Consider the following 19,109-nt stretch of genomic DNA (forward strand, 5'->3'; position numbering starts at 1 on the left):
GTTCAGAGCAGCTTCTCGTAGAACACCCGGACGAGACCGGCCTCACCGGCGCGGTGGGTCTCGACGTAGCCCACCCGTGCGTAGAGCGCCTGGTTCTCCACCATCGTGTGGTGGGTGCAGAGGCGGACGCGGGGGAGCGCGAGGGCGCGGGCGCGCGACTCGGCGAGCCGGAGGAGGCGCCGCCCGACCCCGCGTCCGTGGTGGGTGGGGAGGACGGCGACGTTGTCCAGGAGGACGCCGTCGTCCTCGGGCACCAGGAGCAGGAGGCCGACGACCGAGGAGCCGTCGAGGGCCACCCAGGCCTCCCTGTCATCGATCGCAGCGGCGTAGTCGGTCTCGAGGGGGCCGGGGCGCAGGCCGCCCATCCGGGCGAGGTAGGGGGAGTACGCCGCCTCGGCGACGCGCCGCACCGCCTCGGCGTCCGTCGCGACCGCGCGGCGCAGCGCCGGGTGCCGGACACCGAACCACTGCTCCGCGCCGTGCTCCTCGAACCGGTCCGCCTCGTCGAAGCCGAGGCGATCGGCCAGCGCGCGGGAGCGGGCGTTGGCGACCTGCGTGCACAGCACGACGTCCTCGCCGAGGCGCTCGTCGGCCAGGTCGAGCAGCGCCGCGCACCCCTCGGCGGCGTAGCCGCGGCCCCACGCGTCGACCGGGAGCACGTAGCTCAGCTCGACGACGCCCGGCCCCGCGACGGCGGGCTCGGACCCGTCCGTGGCGACCAGCCGGCCGGGGCGCTCCGCCTCCCGGCGGCTCAGCCCGATCCAGCCCACGAAGCGGCCCTCGTGCTCCAGGACGTACTGGGCCGGGCGGTCGGCGGGCACCTCGGGGAGGCTGGCGTCGAGGGTGGCGCGGTCCTGGCCGCCGGCGAGGTGCTGGTTGACGACCGGGTCTGAGCCGAGGTCGAGGAACGCCTCGCGATCGCGCGCCTCGGGCGCGCGCAGCAGCAGCCGCTCGGTGCGCAACGACCCGGCCGGCCAGGCGTCGTCGGTGAGGGGCAGGGCCATGCTCGAAGGGTAGGGAGTGCGGGCATTGCAGCCGAGAACTTGTCAGCCGGCGCGGCGTTCCTTCGGCAGATGTCGCCAGTGAGGGTGTGAGATGAGCCGCACTAGTTTGTGGCTCCTCGGGCACCACACCCCTGCGAATCTGGAGGCCAGCGCATGTCGATGTTCAAGTGGGACGTGGTCGATCCCGCCCCCGGCCAGCCGGTGCTCCCGCTCCAACGCCTGCCGTGGGGCAAGACGATCGGGCTCGGCGCCCAGCACGTGGTCGCCATGTTCGGCGCCACCTTCGTCTTCCCGCTGGTGATGGGGCTCGACGCCAACCTCGCCATCATGTTCTCGGGCCTCTGCACCATCCTGTTCCTTCTGATCGTGCAGAACCGGGTGCCCAGCTACCTCGGCACCAGCGCCTCGTTCGTGGCGTCGGTCGCCGCGATCCGCGCGCTCGACGAGGGCAACGACTCGTCCTACGTCACCGGCGCGATCCTGGTCGGCGGCCTCGTGCTGGCCGCGATCGGCGTGCTCGTGCACTTCGCCGGCGCCGGGCTCATCCACCGCATCCTCCCGCCCGCCGTGACCGGCGCGGTGGTCATGCTCATCGGCTTCAACCTCGCGCCCGTCGTGGCCGGCACCTACTGGCCGCAGGACCAGTGGGTCGCGCTGCTGACGGCGGCCTTCATGGTCTTCGCGGCGGTCGCCCTGCCGGGCTTCTGGTCGCGGATCGCGGTCTTCCTCGCACTCATCTTCGGCTACGTGCTGTCCTGGATCTTCGACGGCGTCTTCGGCCCCATCACGTCCGTGCTCGGCGGTGCGACCGAGGCCACCGAGCACGACCGGGTGTCGTGGGCCGGCGTGCAGGCGGCCGACTGGATCGGCCTGCCGAGCGGCACCCTCGCCGACGGCGTCTCGGTCGTCCACGGGCCGTCGTTCTCGCTCACCGCCATCCTGCTCGTGCTGCCCGGCGTGATCGCGCTCGTCGCGGAGAACACCGGCCACGTCAAGGCGGTCGCCGAGATGACCGGCGAGGACCTCGACCCCTACATGGGTCGCGCGATCGGCGCCGACGGCCTGGCCACCGCGTTCGCCAGCGCGTTCGGCGGCTCCCCGACCACGACGTACGCCGAGAACATCGGTGTCATGGGCGCCACCCGCGTCTACTCCTCGGCGGCCTACTACGTCGCCGCCCTCGTGGCGATCCTGCTCGGGCTGTGCCCCAAGTTCGGCGCGATCGTCAACGCGACGCCCGGCGGAGTGCTCGGCGGCATCACCGTCGTCCTCTACGGGATGATCGGGCTGGTGGGGGCCAAGATCTGGGTGGAGAACAACATCGACTTCGGCAACCCCGTCAACCTGGTCGGCCTCTCCGCGGGCATCATCGCCGGCATCGGCGGCGTCACCCTCACCTTCGGCGACGACTTCGAGCTCGGCGGCATCGCCCTCGGCACGATCCTGGTCATCGTGTTCTTCCACATGGTCCGTGGCCGCGGTGGCACCGGGGGACCGGGCGGCGCGACCCGCAACCTCAGCCACCCCGACTACGACGAGGGCGTCGACGACGCAGCCTCCGGAGGCACGCACCAGCGATGAAGCCGGCACCCTTCGCCTACCTGCGACCCTCCACCCTCGAGGAAGCCCTCGCGGCGCTCGCGGGGGAGCAGGGGGCGAAGGTGCTGGCCGGCGGCCAGTCGCTCGTCCCGCTGCTGTCGATGCGGCTGGCCGCGCCGTCGATGCTCGTCGACATCAACGCCATCCCCGGCCTCGACCACGTGCGCGTGGACGAGGACGGGGTCCGGGTCGGGGCCCTGGCCCGCCACGCCCACGTGCTCGGGTCCGCCGAGGCCGGCGAGGCGCAGCCGCTGCTCGCGATGGCACTGAGCCACGTCGCCCACCCGACCATCCGCAACCGCGGCACCACCGTCGGCTCGATCGTGCACGCCGACGCGGCGGCCGAGATGCCGATGGTGCTGCGACTGCTGGAGGGATCGGTGGACGTCGCGTCGGTGCGCGGTCGCCGTACGGTGCCGGCGGCCGAGCTGTTCGCCGGGCCGCTCGAGAGCACCCTCGCCCAGGACGAGGTGGCCGTCGAGGCGTTCTTCCCGGGGCTCGCGCCCGGCGCCGGCGTCGCCTTCCAGGAGATCGCCCGCCGCCACGGCGACTACGCCCTCGTCGGGGTGGCCGCCCACGTCGAGACCGACGGCGATGCCGTCACCCGGGCCCGGGTCGGCTTCGTGTCGGTGAGCGACGTGCCCGTCGTCGTCGACGTCACCGACGCCGTGCGCGACCCGGCCGGCGACCCCGCCGGCGCCGCGCTGGCCGAGCTCGACCCGGCCGGCGACATCCACGCCACGGCCGCCTACCGCGCCCACCTCGTGACGGTGCTGGCACCGCGCGTCCTGGCGGCTGCCACCGACCACGCCCGCTCGCGGGCAGGAGAGGCGTCCCACCCGTGACCACCGAACAGCTCCACGAGGTGCGCCTGCACGTCAACGGCTCCGTCCACCAGGTACGCGTGCCGGCGCGCCGGCTGCTCTCCGACGCGCTGCGCCACGACTGCGGCCTCACCGGCACCCACGTCGGGTGCGAGCACGGCGTGTGCGGGGCGTGCACGGTGCTGGTCGACGGCGCCCCGATGCGTTCGTGCCTGATGCTGGCCGTGTCGGCGGTCGACGCCGAGATCACCACCGTCGAGGGGCTCACGGAGGACGACGGGTCGCTCTCGCCGGTGCAGCAGGCGTTCTCCGACTGCCACGGCCTGCAGTGCGGCTTCTGCACCCCGGGCTTCCTCACCACCATCACCGCCGGGCTGCGCGAGACGCCCGACCCCTCCGAGGACGAGGCGCGGGAGATGATCGCCGGCAACCTGTGCCGCTGCACGGGCTACCAGAACATCGTGCGCTCGGTGCTCCGGGCGGCCGAGATCACGCGGGGTGAGGCATGACCACCAAGATGTTCGGCGCCAAGGTGCCGCGGGTGGAGGACCAGCGCTTCTTGCGCGGCCAGGGCCGTTACGTCGACGACCTGCTCACCGACGACCCGCGGCTGCTGCACGCGGCGGTGCTGCGCTCGCCGCACGCCCACGCCCGCATCGTCGACATCGACGTCGCCGACGTGCTCGACGTCGAGGGCGTGGTGGCCGTGTGGACCCACGACGACCTCGAGGGCCCGATGGCCGAGCCGCTGCCGTTGCTCATCCCCCACCCGAGCCTCACCCACGGCCGCACCCAGTACGCCCTGGCCAAGGACGAGGTCAACTACGTCGGCGAGGCCGTCGCGTTCGTCGTCGCGGTCGACCGCTACGTCGCCGAGGACGCCGTGGGGCGGATCCGCGTCGACTACGACGTGCTCCCGCCCGTGGTCGGCATCGAGGCCGCGCGGGCGGCACGCACCGCCGTGCACGACGACGTGCCCGACAACGTCGGTGCGCGCATGGAGCAGGAGAACGGCGACGCCCGCGCGGCCATCGCCCGCGCGCCCCACACCCTGACCCTCGAGCTCGACGTCGAGCGCTCGGCTTGCACGCCCATGGAGGGCCGCGGCACCGTGGCGCGGTGGGACCCCGACACGTCCCGGCTGACGGTGTGGTCCTCGACGCAGACCTCGACCGGCGTGCGCGGCTGCGTGGCCGCCAAGCTCGGCCTCGACCTGGCCAAGGTCGACGTGATCACGCCCGACGTGGGCGGCGGCTTCGGCGTGAAGATCAACCACCCCTGGCCCGAGGAGCTGCTGGTGCCGCTCGCGGCGATGACGCTGGGACGCCCGGTCAAGTTCACCGAGGACCGGCGCGAGCACTTCATCTCGTCGGCCCACGAGCGCGCCCAGCACCACCACGTCGAGGTCGGCTTCGACGACGAGGGGCGGCTGCTGGGGCTCGACGTCGAGTTCTGGCACGACCACGGTGCCTACACGCCCTACGGGCTGATCGTCCCGATCATCACCTCCACGCAGCTGCTCGGGCCCTACAAGCCGGACAACTACCGCGTCGTCTTCGAGTCGCTCTACACCAACACCGTCATCGTCACGCCCTACCGCGGCGCGGGACGTCCGCAGGGCTGCTTCGTCATGGAGCGCACCATGGACGCGATCGCGGCCTACCTCGGCAAGGACCGCACCGAGGTGCGGGCGACCAACTTCATCCAGCCCGACGAATTCCCGTTCGAGCACGGCCTGGTCTTCCAGGACGGCCGCGAGCTGACCTACGACTCGGGCGACTACCCGGCGTCGTTGACCAGGCTCAAGGAGCTCGTCGGGTGGGACGAGTTCGAGGAGTTCCGCGCCGAGATGGCCGCCCAGGGGCGCCGGGTCGGCATCGGCCTGGCCTGCTACGTCGAGGGCACCGGGGTCGGGCCCTACGAGGGCGCCCACGTGCACGTGGAGACGTCCGGGAAGGTCAAGGTCGCCACGGGCCTCACCACCCAGGGGCAGGGCCACCAGACGGCGTTCGCCCAGATCGTGGCCGACACGCTCGGCGTACGCTTCGAGGACGTCGAGGTCACGACCGGCGACACCCGCAAGATGCCCTACGCCGTGGGCACCTTCGCCTCCCGGGCGGCGGTGATGAGCGGCTCGGCGATCCACCTCGCCGCCCTCCGCGCGCGGGAGAAGGCGCTGCGCATCGCGGCCGAGGCGCTCGAGGCGGCCGAGGACGACCTCGAGATCACCGACGGCGTGGTGTCGGTGCGCGGCACCGACGCGTCCCCGCAGACGCGCATCGACCTCGGCACCGTGGCGGTGCTGTCCAACCCGCTGCGCTACGCCTTCGACGAGGCGTCGAAGGCCGCCACCCAGTTCTCCGTCGGCGACCCGGGCAAGCCGCCGGTGGCCGAGGGCGACGAGCCGGGCCTGGAGGGCAAGGACTTCTTCTCCCCGCCGCGCTCGACGTTCGCCAGCGGCATGCACGCCGTCATCGTGGAGACCGACCCCGAGACCGCCGAGATCACGATCCTCAAGTACGCCGTGGTCCACGACTGCGGCAACCTGATCAACCCGATGATCGTGGAGGGCCAGATCCACGGCGGCGTCGCGCAGGGCGTGGGCGGCGCGCTCTACGAGCGGATGGCCTACGACGAGTCGGGCCAGCTGCTCAACGCGTCGTTCATGGACTTCCTGATGCCCTACGCGACCGAGGTCCCGACCTCGATCGACATCGACCACCTCGAGACCCCGTCGCCGCTCAACCCCCTCGGCATCAAGGGCGCCGGAGAGGCCGGCGTGATCCCGTCGGCCGCCGTCTTCGCGGCCGCCATCGAGGACGCCGAGCTGCCCTCCAGCCCGGGGCTGAGGATCACGTCGATGCCGATCTCGCCGTCCGAGCTCTTCGACCTGCGCCTCGCGCACGCCCCCGCCACCCCCGCCACCCCGTCCCTCACTACCCAGCCCACCCGAGGAGTCCCGAGATGAAGTTCACCGGAGAGAACGTCCTGGCCGCGGACGTCGCGCGGGCGTGGGACGCGCTGCTCGACCCGGGGGTCCTGGTCCGGACGATCCCAGGCTGCGAGCGGCTCGAGGCCACCGGGGAGAACGCCTACGCGATGACCGTCACCGCGGGCGTCGCGTCGATCAAGGGGACCTACGCCGGCTCGTGCGAGCTGCGCGACCTCGTCGAGCACGAGTCGCTGGTGATGAGGCTCGACGGCGCCGGCGCCCCCGGCACGATCGGCGCGACGGTCAACGTCCGCTTCGCGCCCGAGGGCTCCGCGACGCGCGTCTCGTACGACGCCGACGCCGTCGTCGGCGGGATGATCGGCGGCGTCGGTCAGCGGATGCTCACCTCGGTCTCCAAGCGGATGGCGGGGGAGTTCTTCGGCAACGTCGACGCGGCCCTCGCGGGTGGTCCGGACCCTGGTCCCACGGCCGACGGCGTCGCACCGGTGGCTGCCGAGCCCGCCGCCGTCGGCCAGGTCTTCGTCGCGCCGGCCCCCTCCGCCGCCGGGTCGCGGCAGGACTTCCTCACCGGCGTCGCCGTCGGCGCCGGCCTGGTGCTCGCGGGAGTCATCGTGGGCGGCATCGTCGGGCGTCGCCGGTGAGCGGCCTCACCGTCGAGTCCACCGCGCGCGAGCAGGCCGCAGCGGTCCGCTCGGGCGAGATCTCGGCGGCCGAGCTGCTCGAGCTGCACCTCGACCGGATCGAGGAGCGCAACCCCGAGCTCAACGCGATCGTGTCCCTCGACGCCGAGCGCGCGCGGGCGTGGGCCGCGGTCGCCGACCAGGCGCAGGCCTCCGGCGAGGAGGTAGGCCCCCTGCACGGGCTGCCCTTCGCGGTGAAGGACACCCACGCCCTCCGGGGCTGGCGCACGACCTACGGCTCGCCGATCTTCGCCGACGCCGTCGCCGACCACGACGACCTGCTCGTCGAGCGCATCCGCGCGGCGGGGGCGGTCTTCATCGGCAAGACCAACGTGCCGGAGTTCGCGGCCGGCTCCCACACCTTCAACACGGTCTTCGGCGTCACCCGCAACCCCGTCGACCCCTCGCGCTCGGCCGGCGGGTCGAGCGGGGGCGCCGCGTCCGCGCTCGCCTCTGGCATGGTGCCTCTCGCCGACGGCTCCGACATGGGCGGCTCGCTGCGCAACCCGGCGTCGTTCTGCGGCGTCGTCGGCATGCGCCCCTCGCTGGGACGCGTGCCGGAGTGGCCGCTCTACAACCAGTGGGAGAGCACGTCGGTCGGCGGCCCGTTGGCCCGCAACGTCGGCGACCTGGCCCTGATGCTGTCGGTCATCGCGGGGCCCGACCCCCGCGCCCCGCTCGCGCTCGGCGACCCCGGGTCGTCGTTGGCCCCGCCGCTCACGCCCGCGCCGCTCGCCGGCCTGCGGGTGGCGTGCTCGGTCGACCTCGGCGGCGCGCTGGTGGTCGACCACGAGGTCGCCGACGTCGTACGCACCACCGCGGGCCGGCTGTCCGACGCCGGTGCGTCGGTGGCTGACGCACACCCCGACCTGTCGCTGGCCGACGACACCTTCCGCACGCTGCGGGCCTGGCACTTCCGGGCGAGGTTCGCCGAGCTGCTCGCCGAGCACCCGACGTCGTTCAAGCCCACCCTGGAGGCCAACATCCGCGCCGGCGAGCCGCTCACCGGCGCCGACGTCGCGCGGGCCTACACCCAGCGCACCTCGCTGTCGGAGACGATGCGGCTCTTCTTCGGCGACCACGACGTGCTGCTGCTTCCCACCTCGCAGGTGCCGCCGTTCCCGGTGGAGCAGGAGTATCCCGAGACGATCAACGGCGAGCAGATGCCCGACTACCTCGCCTGGATGCGCTCGGCCTACTTCATCACCGTCACCGGCTGCCCCGCGATCTCCGTGCCCGCCGGACGCACCGCCGACGGTCTGCCCGTCGGCGTCCAGCTCGTCGCGCGGCACGGCGCGGACCGTCAGCTGCTGCAGGTGGCGGCCGCGCTGGAGGAGCTCGTGGCCGGGGACTGAGCTGTGCATGACGGTGTGGACAACTGACCGACCGCTGGGGATGACCGACGTTCTCCTGGGGACGACTCGCCGGAACCCGAAGTATGTCGACGATCGTGGCCTCCAGCTCTTGCGGCGAGCGTGGTCCACGGCATAGAACTCTCCTTACGCAGCCCCGCAAGGGGCCGCGGGATGGCTCCAGAGAGATGGTCCACCCGACTCCGAACCAGTCCGCTGGGGACGAGTCGCAGACACCGGGTGATGCGGTGGCTGGGACCGGACGGACGGGGCCGTCGGCCGCGAGCATCACTCGACCGGCCACCCGAAGGGCCCTTGGCGCTCATACCGCCGAGGGCCCTTCACCTTTGTGTCGCAGGTCCTCGGGCGGCGCAACTCTTGACGCTGGACGTGCGTTCCGTCGGCAAGGTCTGCCGTGGCCGCCGCGGCGGCTGCCTCGGTTGAATCGAGCCCATGAGCTCGCGGCGGATCAGGATCGGCATCGACACCGGCGGCACCTTCACCGACGTGGTGGCCCTCGACGAGGACTCGGGCGAGCTGGTCACCACCAAGACCCCGAGCACCCCGGGCAACCCCGCCGACGGCTTCATCGCCGGCATCGAGAAGATCCTCGCCGTCGTCGGCGGGGAGGGCAGCGACATCACCGCCGTCTCGCACGGCACCACCGTGGCCACCAACAAGCTCCTCGAGGGCAAGGTCGAGGCGCTCGGCTTCATCACCACCGAGGGCTACGAGTTCATGCTCGAGATCGCGCGCCAGTCGGTGCCCGACGGCTACGGCAACTCCTACTTCTGGGTCAAGCCCGACCGGATCGTCCCGGCCGACCGGGTCCGCACGGTCGGTGGCCGCCTCGACTTCACCGGCGCCGAGGTCCGTCGGTTCGACGAGGACCAGGCCGTGGCCGCGGCCCGGTGGTTCAAGGCCCAGGGCATCACCACGATCGGCGTCTGCTTCCTCCACGCCTACGCCGACGACACCCACGAGCTGCGGATGCGCGACGTCCTGCGCCGCGAGCACCCCGACGCCGTCGTGTCGATCTCGAGCGAGGTGCTGCGCGAGTACCGCGAGTACGAGCGCTCGATGACCACGCTCGTCGACGCGGCGGTCAAGCCCAACGTCAGCCGCTACGTCTCCAACATCTCCGAGCGGCTGCGCGACTTCACCGGCGCCGGCCGGGACACCCAGCCGATCCCGTTCTACGTGATGAAGTCCAACGGTGGCGTGCTGTCGGCCGACGAGGTCGTGCACCAGCCGATCACCACCGTGCTGTCCGGCCCCGCGGCGGGCGCGCTGGGCGCCGCGCTGATCGCCGAGGTCGCGGGCTTCCCACGGATCCTCACCTGCGACGGGGGCGGCACGTCGACCGACGTGTCGGTCGTCCTCGACGGCGAGCCGACGCTGACGACCGAGGGCACGGTCGGCGCCTACCCGAGCAAGATCCCGATGATCGACGTCGTCACGGTCGGTGCCGGCGGTGGCTCGATCGCCTGGCTCTCGCCGGAGGGGACCCTCAAGGTCGGCCCGCACTCGGCCGGCGCCGATCCCGGCCCCCTCTGCTACGGCAACGGCGGCACCCAGCCGACCATCACCGACGCCCACGTCACCCTCGGCCGCATCCCTCCGCACCTGCTCGGCGGCGAGATCCCGCTCGACGTGGAGGCCGCCCGCGGGGGCATCGCCGACCTCGCCGAGCGGCTCGGCCTCGACTTCGAGCGCTGCGCGACCGGCATCCTCGAGATCTCCGCGTGGAACCAGGCCAACGCCCTGCGCCAGGTCAGCGTCAAGCGCGGCCTCGACGTGCGCGACTTCATGCTCACCACCTTCGGCGGCTCCGGCTCCCTGCTGGCCTGCCGGCTCGTCGACATCCTCGACCTCGCCGGCGTCGTCGTGCCGCCCAACCCGGGCAACGTGAGCGCGTTCGGGCTGCTGACCGTCGACGTGAAGAACGACTACGTGCAGACCCACGTCGCGAAGGAGTCGGCGCTCGACCACGCGACCGTGCAGGCGATCCTCGACGACCTGACCGACCGGGCCCGCGCGGCGCTGGCCAAGGAGGGCTTCGCCCCGGACGAGCACCGCTTCCAGCACACCATCGACGTGCGCTACGTCGGGCAGGCCTTCGAGGTCCGCGTCGCCGCGCCGGAGGCCGGCGACGGGCGGGGCGTCGACGCGGCGTACGTCGAGCAGGTGGCCGACGCGTTCCACACCGAGCACCGCCAGCTCTACGGCTACGACTTCCGCGGCGACCCGGACCAGCAGGTCGAGTGGGTCAACCTGCGCGTGAGCGGCATCGGCCCGATCACCCGCCCGGAGATCCCCACCCTCGACAAGGCCGCGGGCACCGTGGAGGAGCGGGCTGTCCGCGGCCGCCGCGCCGTCTGCTTCGACGCCGAGCAGGGCTACGTCGACACGCCCGTGCTCTGGCGCGCCGACCTCGGTGCCGGCGACACGTTCGGCGGCCCGGCCATCGTGGAGGAGTTCGGCTCCACCATCCCGGTCCACCCCGGCTTCGAGGTCGTGGTCGACGACTGGGCCAACCTCGTGATCCGGAAGGAGTCGGCCCGATGACCGACCTCAGCACCCGTCCCGTCGACCCGGCCTACGTCACCGCGACGCCCGTCAACCCGGCCGGCCTGCCCACGGCGTACGAGCACGGCCACCGGCTGACCGCCGAGGGCACCACCGTCGACCCGATCCTCGTCGAGATCGTGCAGGGCACGCTCGCCAGCGTCGAGATGGAGGTGGAGACCGCCATCGGGCGCACCAGCCGCTCGCCGATGATCCGCGACGCCCACGACTTCCGCGCCGGCATCCACGACCGCCAGCTGCGCAAGCTGACCGGGCGCTCCTACAGCGCGCTGGTCCACCCGGTCGTGCGCGACCACCCGATCGAGGAGATGCGCGAGGGCGACGTCTTCTTCCACAACGACGTCTACGAGTCCGAGGGCGGGATCGGCCACCTGCCCGACCTGTGCGTCACCGTGCCGGTCTTCCACGACGGCGAGGTCGTCGCCTTCGTGCAGGCCTTCGGCCACCACGACGACATCGGGGGCGCCGTCCCCGGGTCGATGCCGAGCAACGCGACCAGCGTCTTCGAGGAAGGGCTGGCCGTCCCACCGATCAAGCTGTGGGACGCCGGGGTGCCCAACAAGGCGGCGCTGCGGATCATGACCCGCAACTCGCGCATGCCCGACAGCCTCGCCGCCGACCTCGACGCCGAGTGCTCGGCCTGCCTGATGGGCGCGCGGCGCCTCGGCGAGCTGTTCGAGCGCTACGGCCGCGACGCGATCGAGGCGTCGTTCGACGCCATCCTCGACGCGACGACCGAGACCTACCGCCGCGAGATCCTGTCCCAGATCCCCGACGGCACCTACGTCTGGGAGGACTACGCCGAGCACGACGGCATCGACGAGCCGCAGCTGCACACCCAGCGGATCACCCTCACCAAGGTCAGCGACGCCCCCGCCGACCCGGACCACGGCCGTCCTGCCGGGCCCCGCCTGATCATCGACTTCACCGGCACCAGCGCCCAGGCGAAGGGCCCGATCAACCACTGCGGCGACTACGTCGGCGGCAACTTCCTCAAGAAGTGGCTCGCGCCGATCCTGCGCAACCTCGCCGACACCCCCGAGCGGATGGCCGAGCTCGACGTCAACGAGGGCATCGTGCCGCTGATCGAGATGCGATTCCCCGAGAAGGGCACGCTGCTCACGCCGATCCACCCCGCCCCGACCAACGCCCGCACCTTCGTGATCCTGCGGCTGCTCGGCGTGCTCGCCGGCGTCGTGGCCAAGGCGGTCGACGGCAGGATGCCCGCCGACCAGGAGACGATCCGCTACACCGGCGTCTACGGCAAGGACCGCGACGGCAACGACTACCTCATGCGCGAGGTGCTCGGCGGCGGCTCGGGCGGGCGCTACTACGCCGACGGCGAGGACACCATCCACGTCGTCCCCGACTCCCGCAACCTGCCCACCGAGTTCACCGAGTCGCGCTTCCCGTTCATCGTCGAGCGCCTGGGCCTCGCGATGGACTCGGGCGGCGCGGGCGAGCACCGCGGCGGCCTGGGCTACGAGAAGCACCTGCGGATGCTCGAGGACGCCCGCTTCATGTCCATCGCCGACCGCTCGATCCTGGCCTGCTGGGGCGTACGCGGCGGCAAGGCGGGCGCGCCGTTCCAGGTCGTCATCGACCCCGGCGGCCCCGACGAGCGCGAGGTCGACGCCCTCGCCGACGCCGAGGAGATCAAGGCCGGCCAGCTCGTCCGGATCCGGACGACGGGCGGCGGCGGCTGGGGCGACCCGCTCGCCCGCGACCCGGAGTCCGTCGTCCGCGACGTGGTCTGGCGCAAGGTGTCGGCCGAGGCCGCGCTGCGCGACTACGGCGTGGTGCTGACCGGCTCGACCGGCGACGGGACGCTGGGCTTCGACGAGTCAGCCACCGCCGCCGAGCGGTCGTCGCGGGCGGCATGGAGCCGCGACGACGACGCGTTCTTCGACCGCGGCCCCGGCTACGCCTCGCTGGCCGGGGGCGCCGCCTTCGCCGAGGTCGACCGGGTCTGAGCCAGCACGCCGGGGTCGAGGTCGGTGCTGACGACCTCGAAGTGGTCGGCGTGCAGGTCCTTCTCGGCCAGCAGCTCGTCGTCGCCGGGGTAGAAGCGGGCGACCGCGGGGTCGTCGCCGGCGAAGGCCCGGATGGCCTCCATCGACTCCCACAGCGAGACCGTCGTGACCTCGACCAGGTCGCCGGCCGGTCGCCTGAGCACCAGCACTCCCAGGTTGCCCGGAGTCGCGCGGTACTCCCGCACCCCGGTGCCGGACTGGTGGTCGAGGTAGCGGTCGGCGTCCTCGGGTCGGACGGCACCGCGCCAGGTGCGCATGATCAACGGGTCCTCCTCGTGGGTCAGCTGTGGGTCCGGCTGTGGGGTCCGGGTGTGGGTCCACCCTCGCAGGAGGCGGGTCAGGGCTCGATGAGCCCCGCGCGGATCGCGTAGCGGGTCAGCTCGACCCGGTCGCGCATCCCGAGCTTGGCGAGGATGTTGGCGCGGTGGCCCTCCACGGTCTTCAGTGCGATGTGCAGCTCCTTGGCGATCTCGCGCGAGGAGCGTCCCTCGGCGATCAGCTTGATCACCTGGTCCTCGCGGGCGGTGAGCACCGAGGCGGGCACCCGCTCGCCGCGGCGCAGCCGGTCGAGGTAGTCGCGCACGAGCGTGCTCTCGGCGCCCGGGTAGAGGAACGTCTCGCCCCGCATCGCCGCGCGGCAGGCGCCGACGAGGTCCTCGTCGGCGACCGACTTGAGGACGTAGCCGCTCGCGCCGGCCTTGAGGGCGCCGAAGAAGTACTGCTCGTTGTCGTGCATCGACAGCATCAGGATCTTCGGCGGGTCACGGCGCTGCGCGATCTCGGCGGCCGCCTGCAGCCCGGTCATCCGGGGCATCGCGATGTCGAGCACGACCAGGTCGACCTTGGTGTCGCGCACCCGCTCGACGGCCTCCGCCCCGTCGGCGGCCTCCGCGACGACCGTCAGGTCGGGCTCCTGCTCGAGGATCAGGCGTACGCCGCGGCGCACGAGGGTGTGGTCGTCGGCCAGCAGGATCCGGATCACGCGGGCACCTCCTCGATCGCGTCGACGGGGACCTTGAGCCGCACGGTCGTACCGTGGCGCGGCTGGCTGATCACCGACAGCTCGGCGCGCACCAGCGCGGCGCGCTCGCGCATCCCCATCAGCCCGGACCCCTCGGAGAGCCCGGTGAAGCCGCGGCCGTCGTCGCGGACCTCGAGGACCACGTGGGACCCGAGCCGGTGCAGCGACAGCTCGACCTCGCCGGCGTCGGCGTGCCGGGCGGCGTTGGTGAGCGCCTCCTGGGCCACCCGGTAGACGACGACCTCCGCCTCCGGGCTCAGCGGCGGGAGGCCGGGCGCGAACGAGCGGCGCACCGACGCCGAGCTGTGGTCGGCGAACTCGGTGGCCAGGGCGGCCAGCGCGCTCGCGAGCCCGAGGTCCTCCAGCACCCCGGGACGCAGCCGTCGCGCCACCCGTCGTACGTCGTCGAGGCCGGCGCGGGCGCTCTCGCGGACCGCCGCGAGCTCGGGCACCAGCCCGGGCGGGGCCTGCGACTCCAGCTGCTTGAGTCCCAGCAGCACGACCGTCAGGCTCTGGCCGACCTCGTCGTGCAGCTCCTGGGCGATGCGGTGCCGCTCCGCCTCCTGCGCGGCGAGCGCCCGGGCATCGCCGGTGCGGCGCTCCTCGCCCAGGCGGTCGAGCAGGCCGTTGACGCTGCGGGCGATGCCGAGCACGGGGCCGGACCCCTCCTCGGGGAGCTCCGTCGGCTCGAGGTGCTCGATGCCCTCCAGGCGGGAGATCAGCCGGTGCAGCGGTGCGAGCGCCCAGCGGATGAGCAGGGCGTTGGTCAGGATGATCACGACCAGCCCCAGGCCGATGACGAGGATCTCCGAGGGCACCGCGTCGGCGGAGACGCGGGCGGGGGACAGGACCAGCAGCAGGGCCGCGCCCACCAGCACCACACCGTTGATCAGACAGATCGTCCAGAACAACGGGAGGTGGCTGGGCAGGCGCATGCGGCAACCCTCCCATCCCGCAGATGGGGTCCGGCACCCATGGTCGCCGGCCGTGCGCCACCTCGACACTCGTCGCATGCCCCCGCCGGACGAGAACGCCACGCTCGACCCGACGGGGGCCGCCTGGGTGGTGTGGCTGGTCATCGTCGGACCGGGGCTCGAGCGCTTCGAGGCCGTGCCGACCGACCCGCGGGTCCTGCCGCTGGTGGTCCGCTCCCGCACGTGCGACGGCGTCGACGTCGTCGCGCTCGCCGACCTGACGCTCCTGGTGCACGACGTCGAGCCGGGCACGGCGTACGCCCCCTCGGCGCACGCCGCCCGGTCGGCCGAGGACGTCGTCGCGCGCGCGGTCGAGCAGCTCGAGGTGGGCACGCTGGTCGACGACCTCGACGAGCTGCAGGACCGCTGGCCCGCCGAGCTCACCCGCCTGCTGCCGCTGGGCACCGAGGCCACGGCCCTGTCGGTCACCGAGGTCGAGGCCCGGCTGACGGGGGGTGCGGTGTGAGCACCGGGACGGAGTACCTCCTGGAGGTCGCGGTGTCGGTGGCGCTGATCGCCTCGGCGATCGGCTTCGCGATCGGGCTCGCCGTCGGTCGCGGTCGCCAGCCCCGCTGGCAGGAGAAGGGCAGCTTCGTCCACAAGGTCTCGATCGGCTTCGCGACCCTCGACCGGCTCGACGCGGTGCTGCTGCGCTTCGAGGTGGAGCCGTCCTCGCGGCTGTCGGGCGTGGAGGTGGGCGAGCTGCGGCTCCCCGTCGGATCGGGGGTCGCCATCCTCGCCCGCGGCAAGGAGGTCATCGTCCCCGACTCGCGCACCGTGCTGCGCACCGGCGACCAGGTCCTCGTCGTCGCGGCGCTCGGCCAGGTCGCGCGGGTGGAGGACCGGCTCCGCTCGGTCAGCCGCTACGGCCGCCTCGCGAGCTGGGCCGAGGACATGGACGACGGCTCCGGCTCGGCACGCGCGTTCGGCGTGCGCAGGCGGATCGCGTGATCCTGACCTCCGCGGCGCTGGCGATCTTCATCATCGCCTACGCCCTCATCGCGACCGAGCGCGTCCACCGCGTCGCCGCCGCCCTCGGCGGTGTCGCCGGCATGGTCGTCATCGGCCTCGTCGACGCCGAGACGGCGTTCTTCGACCACCACACCGGCGTCGACTGGAACGTCATCTTCCTGCTCTTCGGGATGATGATCATCGTCGGCGTGCTCAAGCAGACCGGGCTCTTCGAGTTCCTCGCGCTCTGGGCGGCCAAGAAGTCGGGCGGCCACCCCTACAAGCTGCTCGTGCTGCTGGTCCTCGTCGGCGCGGCGGTCGCGCCGATCCTCGACAACGTCACCTGCGTGCTCCTCGTCGCCCCGGTCACCCTGTCGGTCTGCCGGCGCCTCGGGCTACCGTCGGCGCCCTACCTGATCTCGCTGATCCTCGCCTCCAACATCGGCGGCATGTCGACCCTGATCGGCGACCCGCCCAACATCATCATCGCGAGCCGGGCCGGCCTGACGTTCACCGACTTCCTGGTCCACTCGCTGCCGCTGACGATCATCCTGCTGGTGCTGTTCGTGGTGATGGCGCGCTGGCTCTTCCGCAAGGACATGACGCGGATGGGCAACGTGCACGGCCTCGACGACCTGCGTCCGGTCGACGCCATCACCAACGTGCGGATGCTGCGCCGCTCGCTCGTCGTGCTCCTGCTGGTGATGGTCGCCTTCAGCCTGCACTCGGTCATGCACCTCGACCCGTCGGTGGTCGCGATGATGGGCGCGGGGGCGATGGTGCTGGTCTCGCGCACCGAGCCCGAGGAGTTCCTCGAGGAGGTCGAGTGGGCCACCCTCGCGTTCTTCATGGCGCTCTTCGTCCTCGTCGGCGCGCTCGTGCAGGTCGGCGTCATCGGCGCGATCAGTGAGTGGGCCGCCGAGGCGATGGGCGAGCGGGAGCTGCTCGGCGCGACCGCCCTGCTCTTCGGCTCCGGCGTCGTGGGGGCGTTCGTCGACAACATCCCCTACACCACCGCGACCGTGCCCGTCGTCGAGGAGATGGTGTCCGGCACCGCGACCGCCGGAGCGGACAGCCCGCTGTGGTGGGCCTTCGTGTTCGGCGCCGACCTCGGCGGCAACGCGACCGCGGTGGCGGCGGGCGCCAACGTCGTCGTGCTCGGCATCGCGGCCAAGGCGGGCGAGCCGATCAGCTTCTGGGGCTTCACCAAGTACGGCGTCGTGGTGACCGTGATGACGCTGCTGGTCGCCTGGGTCTACGTCTACCTGCGCTACTTCGCCTGGGCGTGAGCGTCCGGTGGGCACATCCGTGGCCACATCCGGTAGCCACATCCGGTAGACAGGGCGCATGCGCACCCTGGTCACCGGCGGCACCCGCGGGATCGGCGCCGCCGTCGCCCGCCGACTGGCTGCCGACGGTCACGACCTCGTGCTCGGCTACGCCCGCGACGACGCGGCCGCCGGGCGCACGGCCGCGGAGTGCCGGGCGCTCGGGGTGGAGTGCACCACCGTGCGCGCCGACCTCACCACCGTGGCCGGTGTCGAGGAGGTGTTCGCGGCAGCCGGGGCGCTGACGGGCGTGGTCAACAACGCGGGCGCGACGCTCCACCTCGGGGCGCTCGCCGACACCCCGCCACAGGTGGTGCGCGCGACGGTCGACCTCAACCTCACCTCCGCGCTGCTCGTGGCCAGGGCCGCCGTGCTGGCGATGGGTCGTTCGCGCGGCGGCTCCGGGGGCGTACTGGTCAACGTCAGCTCGGGCGCGGCCACGCTCGGCTCGCCGGGGGAGTACGTCCACTACGCCGCCGCCAAGGCGGGGGTCGACGCCCTCACCCTCGGCCTGGCCCAGGAGGTGGCCGACGACGGGATCCGCGTCGTCGGCGTCGCCCCGGGCATCATCGACACCACCATCCACGCCGACGCCGGCGACCCCGGCCGGGTCGGGCGCGTCGGGCCCCGGGTGCCGCTCGGCCGGGCCGGTCGGGTCGAGGAGGTGGCCGACGCGGTCGGCTGGCTGATGTCCGACGAGGCGTCCTACGTCACCGGGACGACGCTGCGCGTCGCGGGGGGCCGCTGACGCCGGACCGTTGGCACACCTTGCCAACGATGCCGCGATCGGTTGGCCGTTCCTGACGGTGGGTGCGGGCGGTGCGGATCACTACGGTTGCCGCATGAGGGTCCTGCTCGCACTCGGTGGCAACGCCATGACCAGCGCGGACGGCGGGGCCCGACCCGAGGCCCAGATCGAGGCGGCCGGGGTCGCGATGGCCGCGGTCGCCGGGCTGATCGAGCACGACCACGAGGTCGTCGTCACCCACGGCAACGGCCCCCAGGTCGGCAACCTGCTGGTCAAGAACGAGCTCGCCGCCAGCGTCGTGCCGCCCGTCCCGCTCGACTGGTGCGGGGCGCAGACGCAGGCGACCCTCGGCTTCGTGCTGATGGACGCGCTCGACCGCGAGCTCGGCGCCCGCGGCATCGACCGGCGCAGTGCCACGCTCGTGACCCGTACGGTCGTGGACGCCGACGACGACGGATTCACCCGCCCGACCAAGCCCATCGGGCGCCACCTGCCCGAGGCCGAGGCCCGGGTGCTGATCGGCCACGGCGAGACGTGGGAGGACCGCGGCGAGAAGGGCTGGCGCCGGGTCGTCGCCTCGCCCGAGCCGCGCGAGATCGTCGACGCCCCCGCCGTCCTCGCCCTGATCGAGGCCGGCTTCGTCGTGGTCGCCAACGGAGGCGGCGGCATCCCGCACGTACGCCGACCCGACGGCTCGTTGGCCGGGGTCGAGGCGGTCATCGACAAGGACCTCGGCGCCGCGCTGCTGGCCCGCACCACCGGCGCGGACGTGCTCGTGGTGGCCACCGACGTCCCGCACGCCGTGATCCGCTGGGGGCGCCCCGACGCCGAGCCCCTCGGCCGGGTCACCGTCGAGGAGCTGCGCGCCCACGCCGCCGACGGGCACTTCGCGTCCGGCTCGATGGGCCCCAAGGTCGACGCCGTGTGCCGCTTCGTCGAGGCCACCGGCGGCACCGGGGTCATCACCAGCCTCGACCAGATCGCCGCGGCCGTCGCCGGCAAGGCCGGCACCGTCGTCGTACCCACCTGACCGCAACGAAAGGAAGCCTGCCC

17 protein-coding genes are annotated in these 19,109 nt (G+C 72.8%); 13 read left to right on the top strand and 4 right to left on the bottom strand.

The window, feature by feature from the left end; genetic code table 11:
* Positions 1–2: 2 nt before the first annotated feature.
* Positions 3–1,004, bottom strand: a complete 1,002-nt coding sequence (locus AC3X7Z_RS15685; protein ID WP_489976524.1) for a GNAT family N-acetyltransferase — start codon at positions 1,002–1,004, stop codon at positions 3–5.
* Between the two features lie 153 nt (positions 1,005–1,157).
* On the opposite strand from AC3X7Z_RS15685, the gene AC3X7Z_RS15690 reads away from it, so the two are divergent.
* The 8 genes from AC3X7Z_RS15690 (at position 1,158) to AC3X7Z_RS15725 (ending at position 12,974) form a co-directional block, all read left to right on the top strand.
* Complete coding sequence (locus AC3X7Z_RS15690; RefSeq protein ID WP_206054533.1) at positions 1,158–2,585, top strand: uracil-xanthine permease family protein; 1,428 nt, start codon at positions 1,158–1,160, stop codon at positions 2,583–2,585.
* Positions 2,582–3,448: an FAD binding domain-containing protein gene (locus tag AC3X7Z_RS15695; RefSeq protein WP_489976525.1), complete on the top strand. Its 867-nt coding sequence runs from the start codon at positions 2,582–2,584 to the stop codon at positions 3,446–3,448. Before AC3X7Z_RS15690 ends, AC3X7Z_RS15695 begins: the two co-directional genes overlap by 4 nt.
* Positions 3,445–3,936, top strand: a complete 492-nt coding sequence (locus AC3X7Z_RS15700) for a (2Fe-2S)-binding protein (RefSeq protein WP_489976526.1) — start codon at positions 3,445–3,447, stop codon at positions 3,934–3,936. Before AC3X7Z_RS15695 ends, AC3X7Z_RS15700 begins: the two co-directional genes overlap by 4 nt.
* Complete coding sequence (gene cutA, locus AC3X7Z_RS15705) at positions 3,933–6,395, top strand: aerobic carbon-monoxide dehydrogenase large subunit (RefSeq protein ID WP_489976527.1); 2,463 nt, start codon at positions 3,933–3,935, stop codon at positions 6,393–6,395. Before AC3X7Z_RS15700 ends, cutA begins: the two co-directional genes overlap by 4 nt.
* The gene (locus AC3X7Z_RS15710; RefSeq protein WP_186341503.1) at positions 6,392–7,021 is read left to right on the top strand and encodes an SRPBCC family protein; all 630 of its coding nucleotides are present in this window, start codon (positions 6,392–6,394) and stop codon (positions 7,019–7,021) included. The genes cutA and AC3X7Z_RS15710 overlap by 4 nt, the downstream gene beginning before the upstream one ends.
* Positions 7,018–8,415: an amidase gene (locus AC3X7Z_RS15715; protein ID WP_489976528.1), complete on the top strand. Its 1,398-nt coding sequence runs from the start codon at positions 7,018–7,020 to the stop codon at positions 8,413–8,415. The genes AC3X7Z_RS15710 and AC3X7Z_RS15715 overlap by 4 nt, the downstream gene beginning before the upstream one ends.
* A 450-nt stretch (positions 8,416–8,865) precedes the next feature.
* Entirely contained in the window at positions 8,866–10,980 is a 2,115-nt protein-coding gene (locus tag AC3X7Z_RS15720; RefSeq protein ID WP_489976529.1) for a hydantoinase/oxoprolinase family protein, read from the top strand.
* The gene (locus tag AC3X7Z_RS15725) at positions 10,977–12,974 is read left to right on the top strand and encodes a hydantoinase B/oxoprolinase family protein (RefSeq protein ID WP_489976530.1); all 1,998 of its coding nucleotides are present in this window, start codon (positions 10,977–10,979) and stop codon (positions 12,972–12,974) included. Before AC3X7Z_RS15720 ends, AC3X7Z_RS15725 begins: the two co-directional genes overlap by 4 nt.
* Here the strand turns inward: AC3X7Z_RS15725 and AC3X7Z_RS15730 are convergent.
* From AC3X7Z_RS15730 to AC3X7Z_RS15740, 3 genes are all read right to left on the bottom strand, one after another.
* On the bottom strand, positions 12,923–13,297 hold the full coding sequence (locus AC3X7Z_RS15730; RefSeq protein ID WP_186341507.1) for an antibiotic biosynthesis monooxygenase family protein: 375 nt from the start codon (positions 13,295–13,297) through the stop codon (positions 12,923–12,925). The two genes, AC3X7Z_RS15725 and AC3X7Z_RS15730, sit on opposite strands and share 52 nt — an antisense overlap.
* 74 nt (positions 13,298–13,371) lie before the next feature.
* Positions 13,372–14,016 carry a response regulator gene (locus tag AC3X7Z_RS15735; protein WP_489976531.1) on the bottom strand — a complete coding sequence of 215 codons (645 nt, stop codon included), beginning with the start codon at positions 14,014–14,016 and terminating at the stop codon, positions 13,372–13,374.
* Entirely contained in the window at positions 14,013–14,990 is a 978-nt protein-coding gene (locus AC3X7Z_RS15740) for a sensor histidine kinase (RefSeq protein ID WP_489976532.1), read from the bottom strand. Before AC3X7Z_RS15740 ends, AC3X7Z_RS15735 begins: the two co-directional genes overlap by 4 nt.
* Before the next feature lie 76 nt (positions 14,991–15,066).
* On the opposite strand from AC3X7Z_RS15740, the gene AC3X7Z_RS15745 reads away from it, so the two are divergent.
* From AC3X7Z_RS15745 to AC3X7Z_RS15765, 5 genes are all read left to right on the top strand, one after another.
* Positions 15,067–15,495, top strand: coding sequence for a hypothetical protein (locus tag AC3X7Z_RS15745; RefSeq protein ID WP_489976533.1), 429 nt, complete (start codon positions 15,067–15,069; stop codon positions 15,493–15,495).
* Positions 15,492–15,980, top strand: coding sequence for a TrkA C-terminal domain-containing protein (locus AC3X7Z_RS15750; RefSeq protein ID WP_186341511.1), 489 nt, complete (start codon positions 15,492–15,494; stop codon positions 15,978–15,980). Before AC3X7Z_RS15745 ends, AC3X7Z_RS15750 begins: the two co-directional genes overlap by 4 nt.
* On the top strand, positions 15,977–17,269 hold the full coding sequence (locus tag AC3X7Z_RS15755) for an ArsB/NhaD family transporter (RefSeq protein ID WP_313960523.1): 1,293 nt from the start codon (positions 15,977–15,979) through the stop codon (positions 17,267–17,269). Before AC3X7Z_RS15750 ends, AC3X7Z_RS15755 begins: the two co-directional genes overlap by 4 nt.
* A gap of 58 nt (positions 17,270–17,327) precedes the next feature.
* Positions 17,328–18,056, top strand: a complete 729-nt coding sequence (locus tag AC3X7Z_RS15760; protein WP_489976534.1) for an SDR family NAD(P)-dependent oxidoreductase — start codon at positions 17,328–17,330, stop codon at positions 18,054–18,056.
* A 94-nt stretch (positions 18,057–18,150) separates the two neighbouring features.
* Positions 18,151–19,086: a carbamate kinase gene (locus tag AC3X7Z_RS15765; RefSeq protein ID WP_489976535.1), complete on the top strand. Its 936-nt coding sequence runs from the start codon at positions 18,151–18,153 to the stop codon at positions 19,084–19,086.
* The last annotated feature ends 23 nt before the right edge of the window (positions 19,087–19,109 follow it).

This window comes from Nocardioides sp. Z24_21 (assembly GCF_058134345.1).

Excerpts from the sequence above, each read along its gene's own strand:
- AC3X7Z_RS15685 (WP_489976524.1), bottom strand. The coding sequence starts at position 1,004 with ATGGCCCTGCCCCTCACCGACGACGCCTGGCCGGCCGGGTCGTTGCGC.
- AC3X7Z_RS15690 (WP_206054533.1), top strand. The coding sequence starts at position 1,158 with ATGTCGATGTTCAAGTGGGACGTGGTCGATCCCGCCCCCGGCCAGCCG.
- AC3X7Z_RS15695 (WP_489976525.1), top strand. The coding sequence starts at position 2,582 with ATGAAGCCGGCACCCTTCGCCTACCTGCGACCCTCCACCCTCGAGGAA.
- cutA (WP_489976527.1), top strand. The coding sequence starts at position 3,933 with ATGACCACCAAGATGTTCGGCGCCAAGGTGCCGCGGGTGGAGGACCAG.
- AC3X7Z_RS15710 (WP_186341503.1), top strand. The coding sequence starts at position 6,392 with ATGAAGTTCACCGGAGAGAACGTCCTGGCCGCGGACGTCGCGCGGGCG.
- AC3X7Z_RS15720 (WP_489976529.1), top strand. The coding sequence starts at position 8,866 with ATGAGCTCGCGGCGGATCAGGATCGGCATCGACACCGGCGGCACCTTC.
- AC3X7Z_RS15725 (WP_489976530.1), top strand. The coding sequence starts at position 10,977 with ATGACCGACCTCAGCACCCGTCCCGTCGACCCGGCCTACGTCACCGCG.
- AC3X7Z_RS15740 (WP_489976532.1), bottom strand. The coding sequence starts at position 14,990 with ATGCGCCTGCCCAGCCACCTCCCGTTGTTCTGGACGATCTGTCTGATC.
- AC3X7Z_RS15745 (WP_489976533.1), top strand. The coding sequence starts at position 15,067 with ATGCCCCCGCCGGACGAGAACGCCACGCTCGACCCGACGGGGGCCGCC.
- AC3X7Z_RS15760 (WP_489976534.1), top strand. The coding sequence starts at position 17,328 with ATGCGCACCCTGGTCACCGGCGGCACCCGCGGGATCGGCGCCGCCGTC.
- AC3X7Z_RS15765 (WP_489976535.1), top strand. The coding sequence starts at position 18,151 with ATGAGGGTCCTGCTCGCACTCGGTGGCAACGCCATGACCAGCGCGGAC.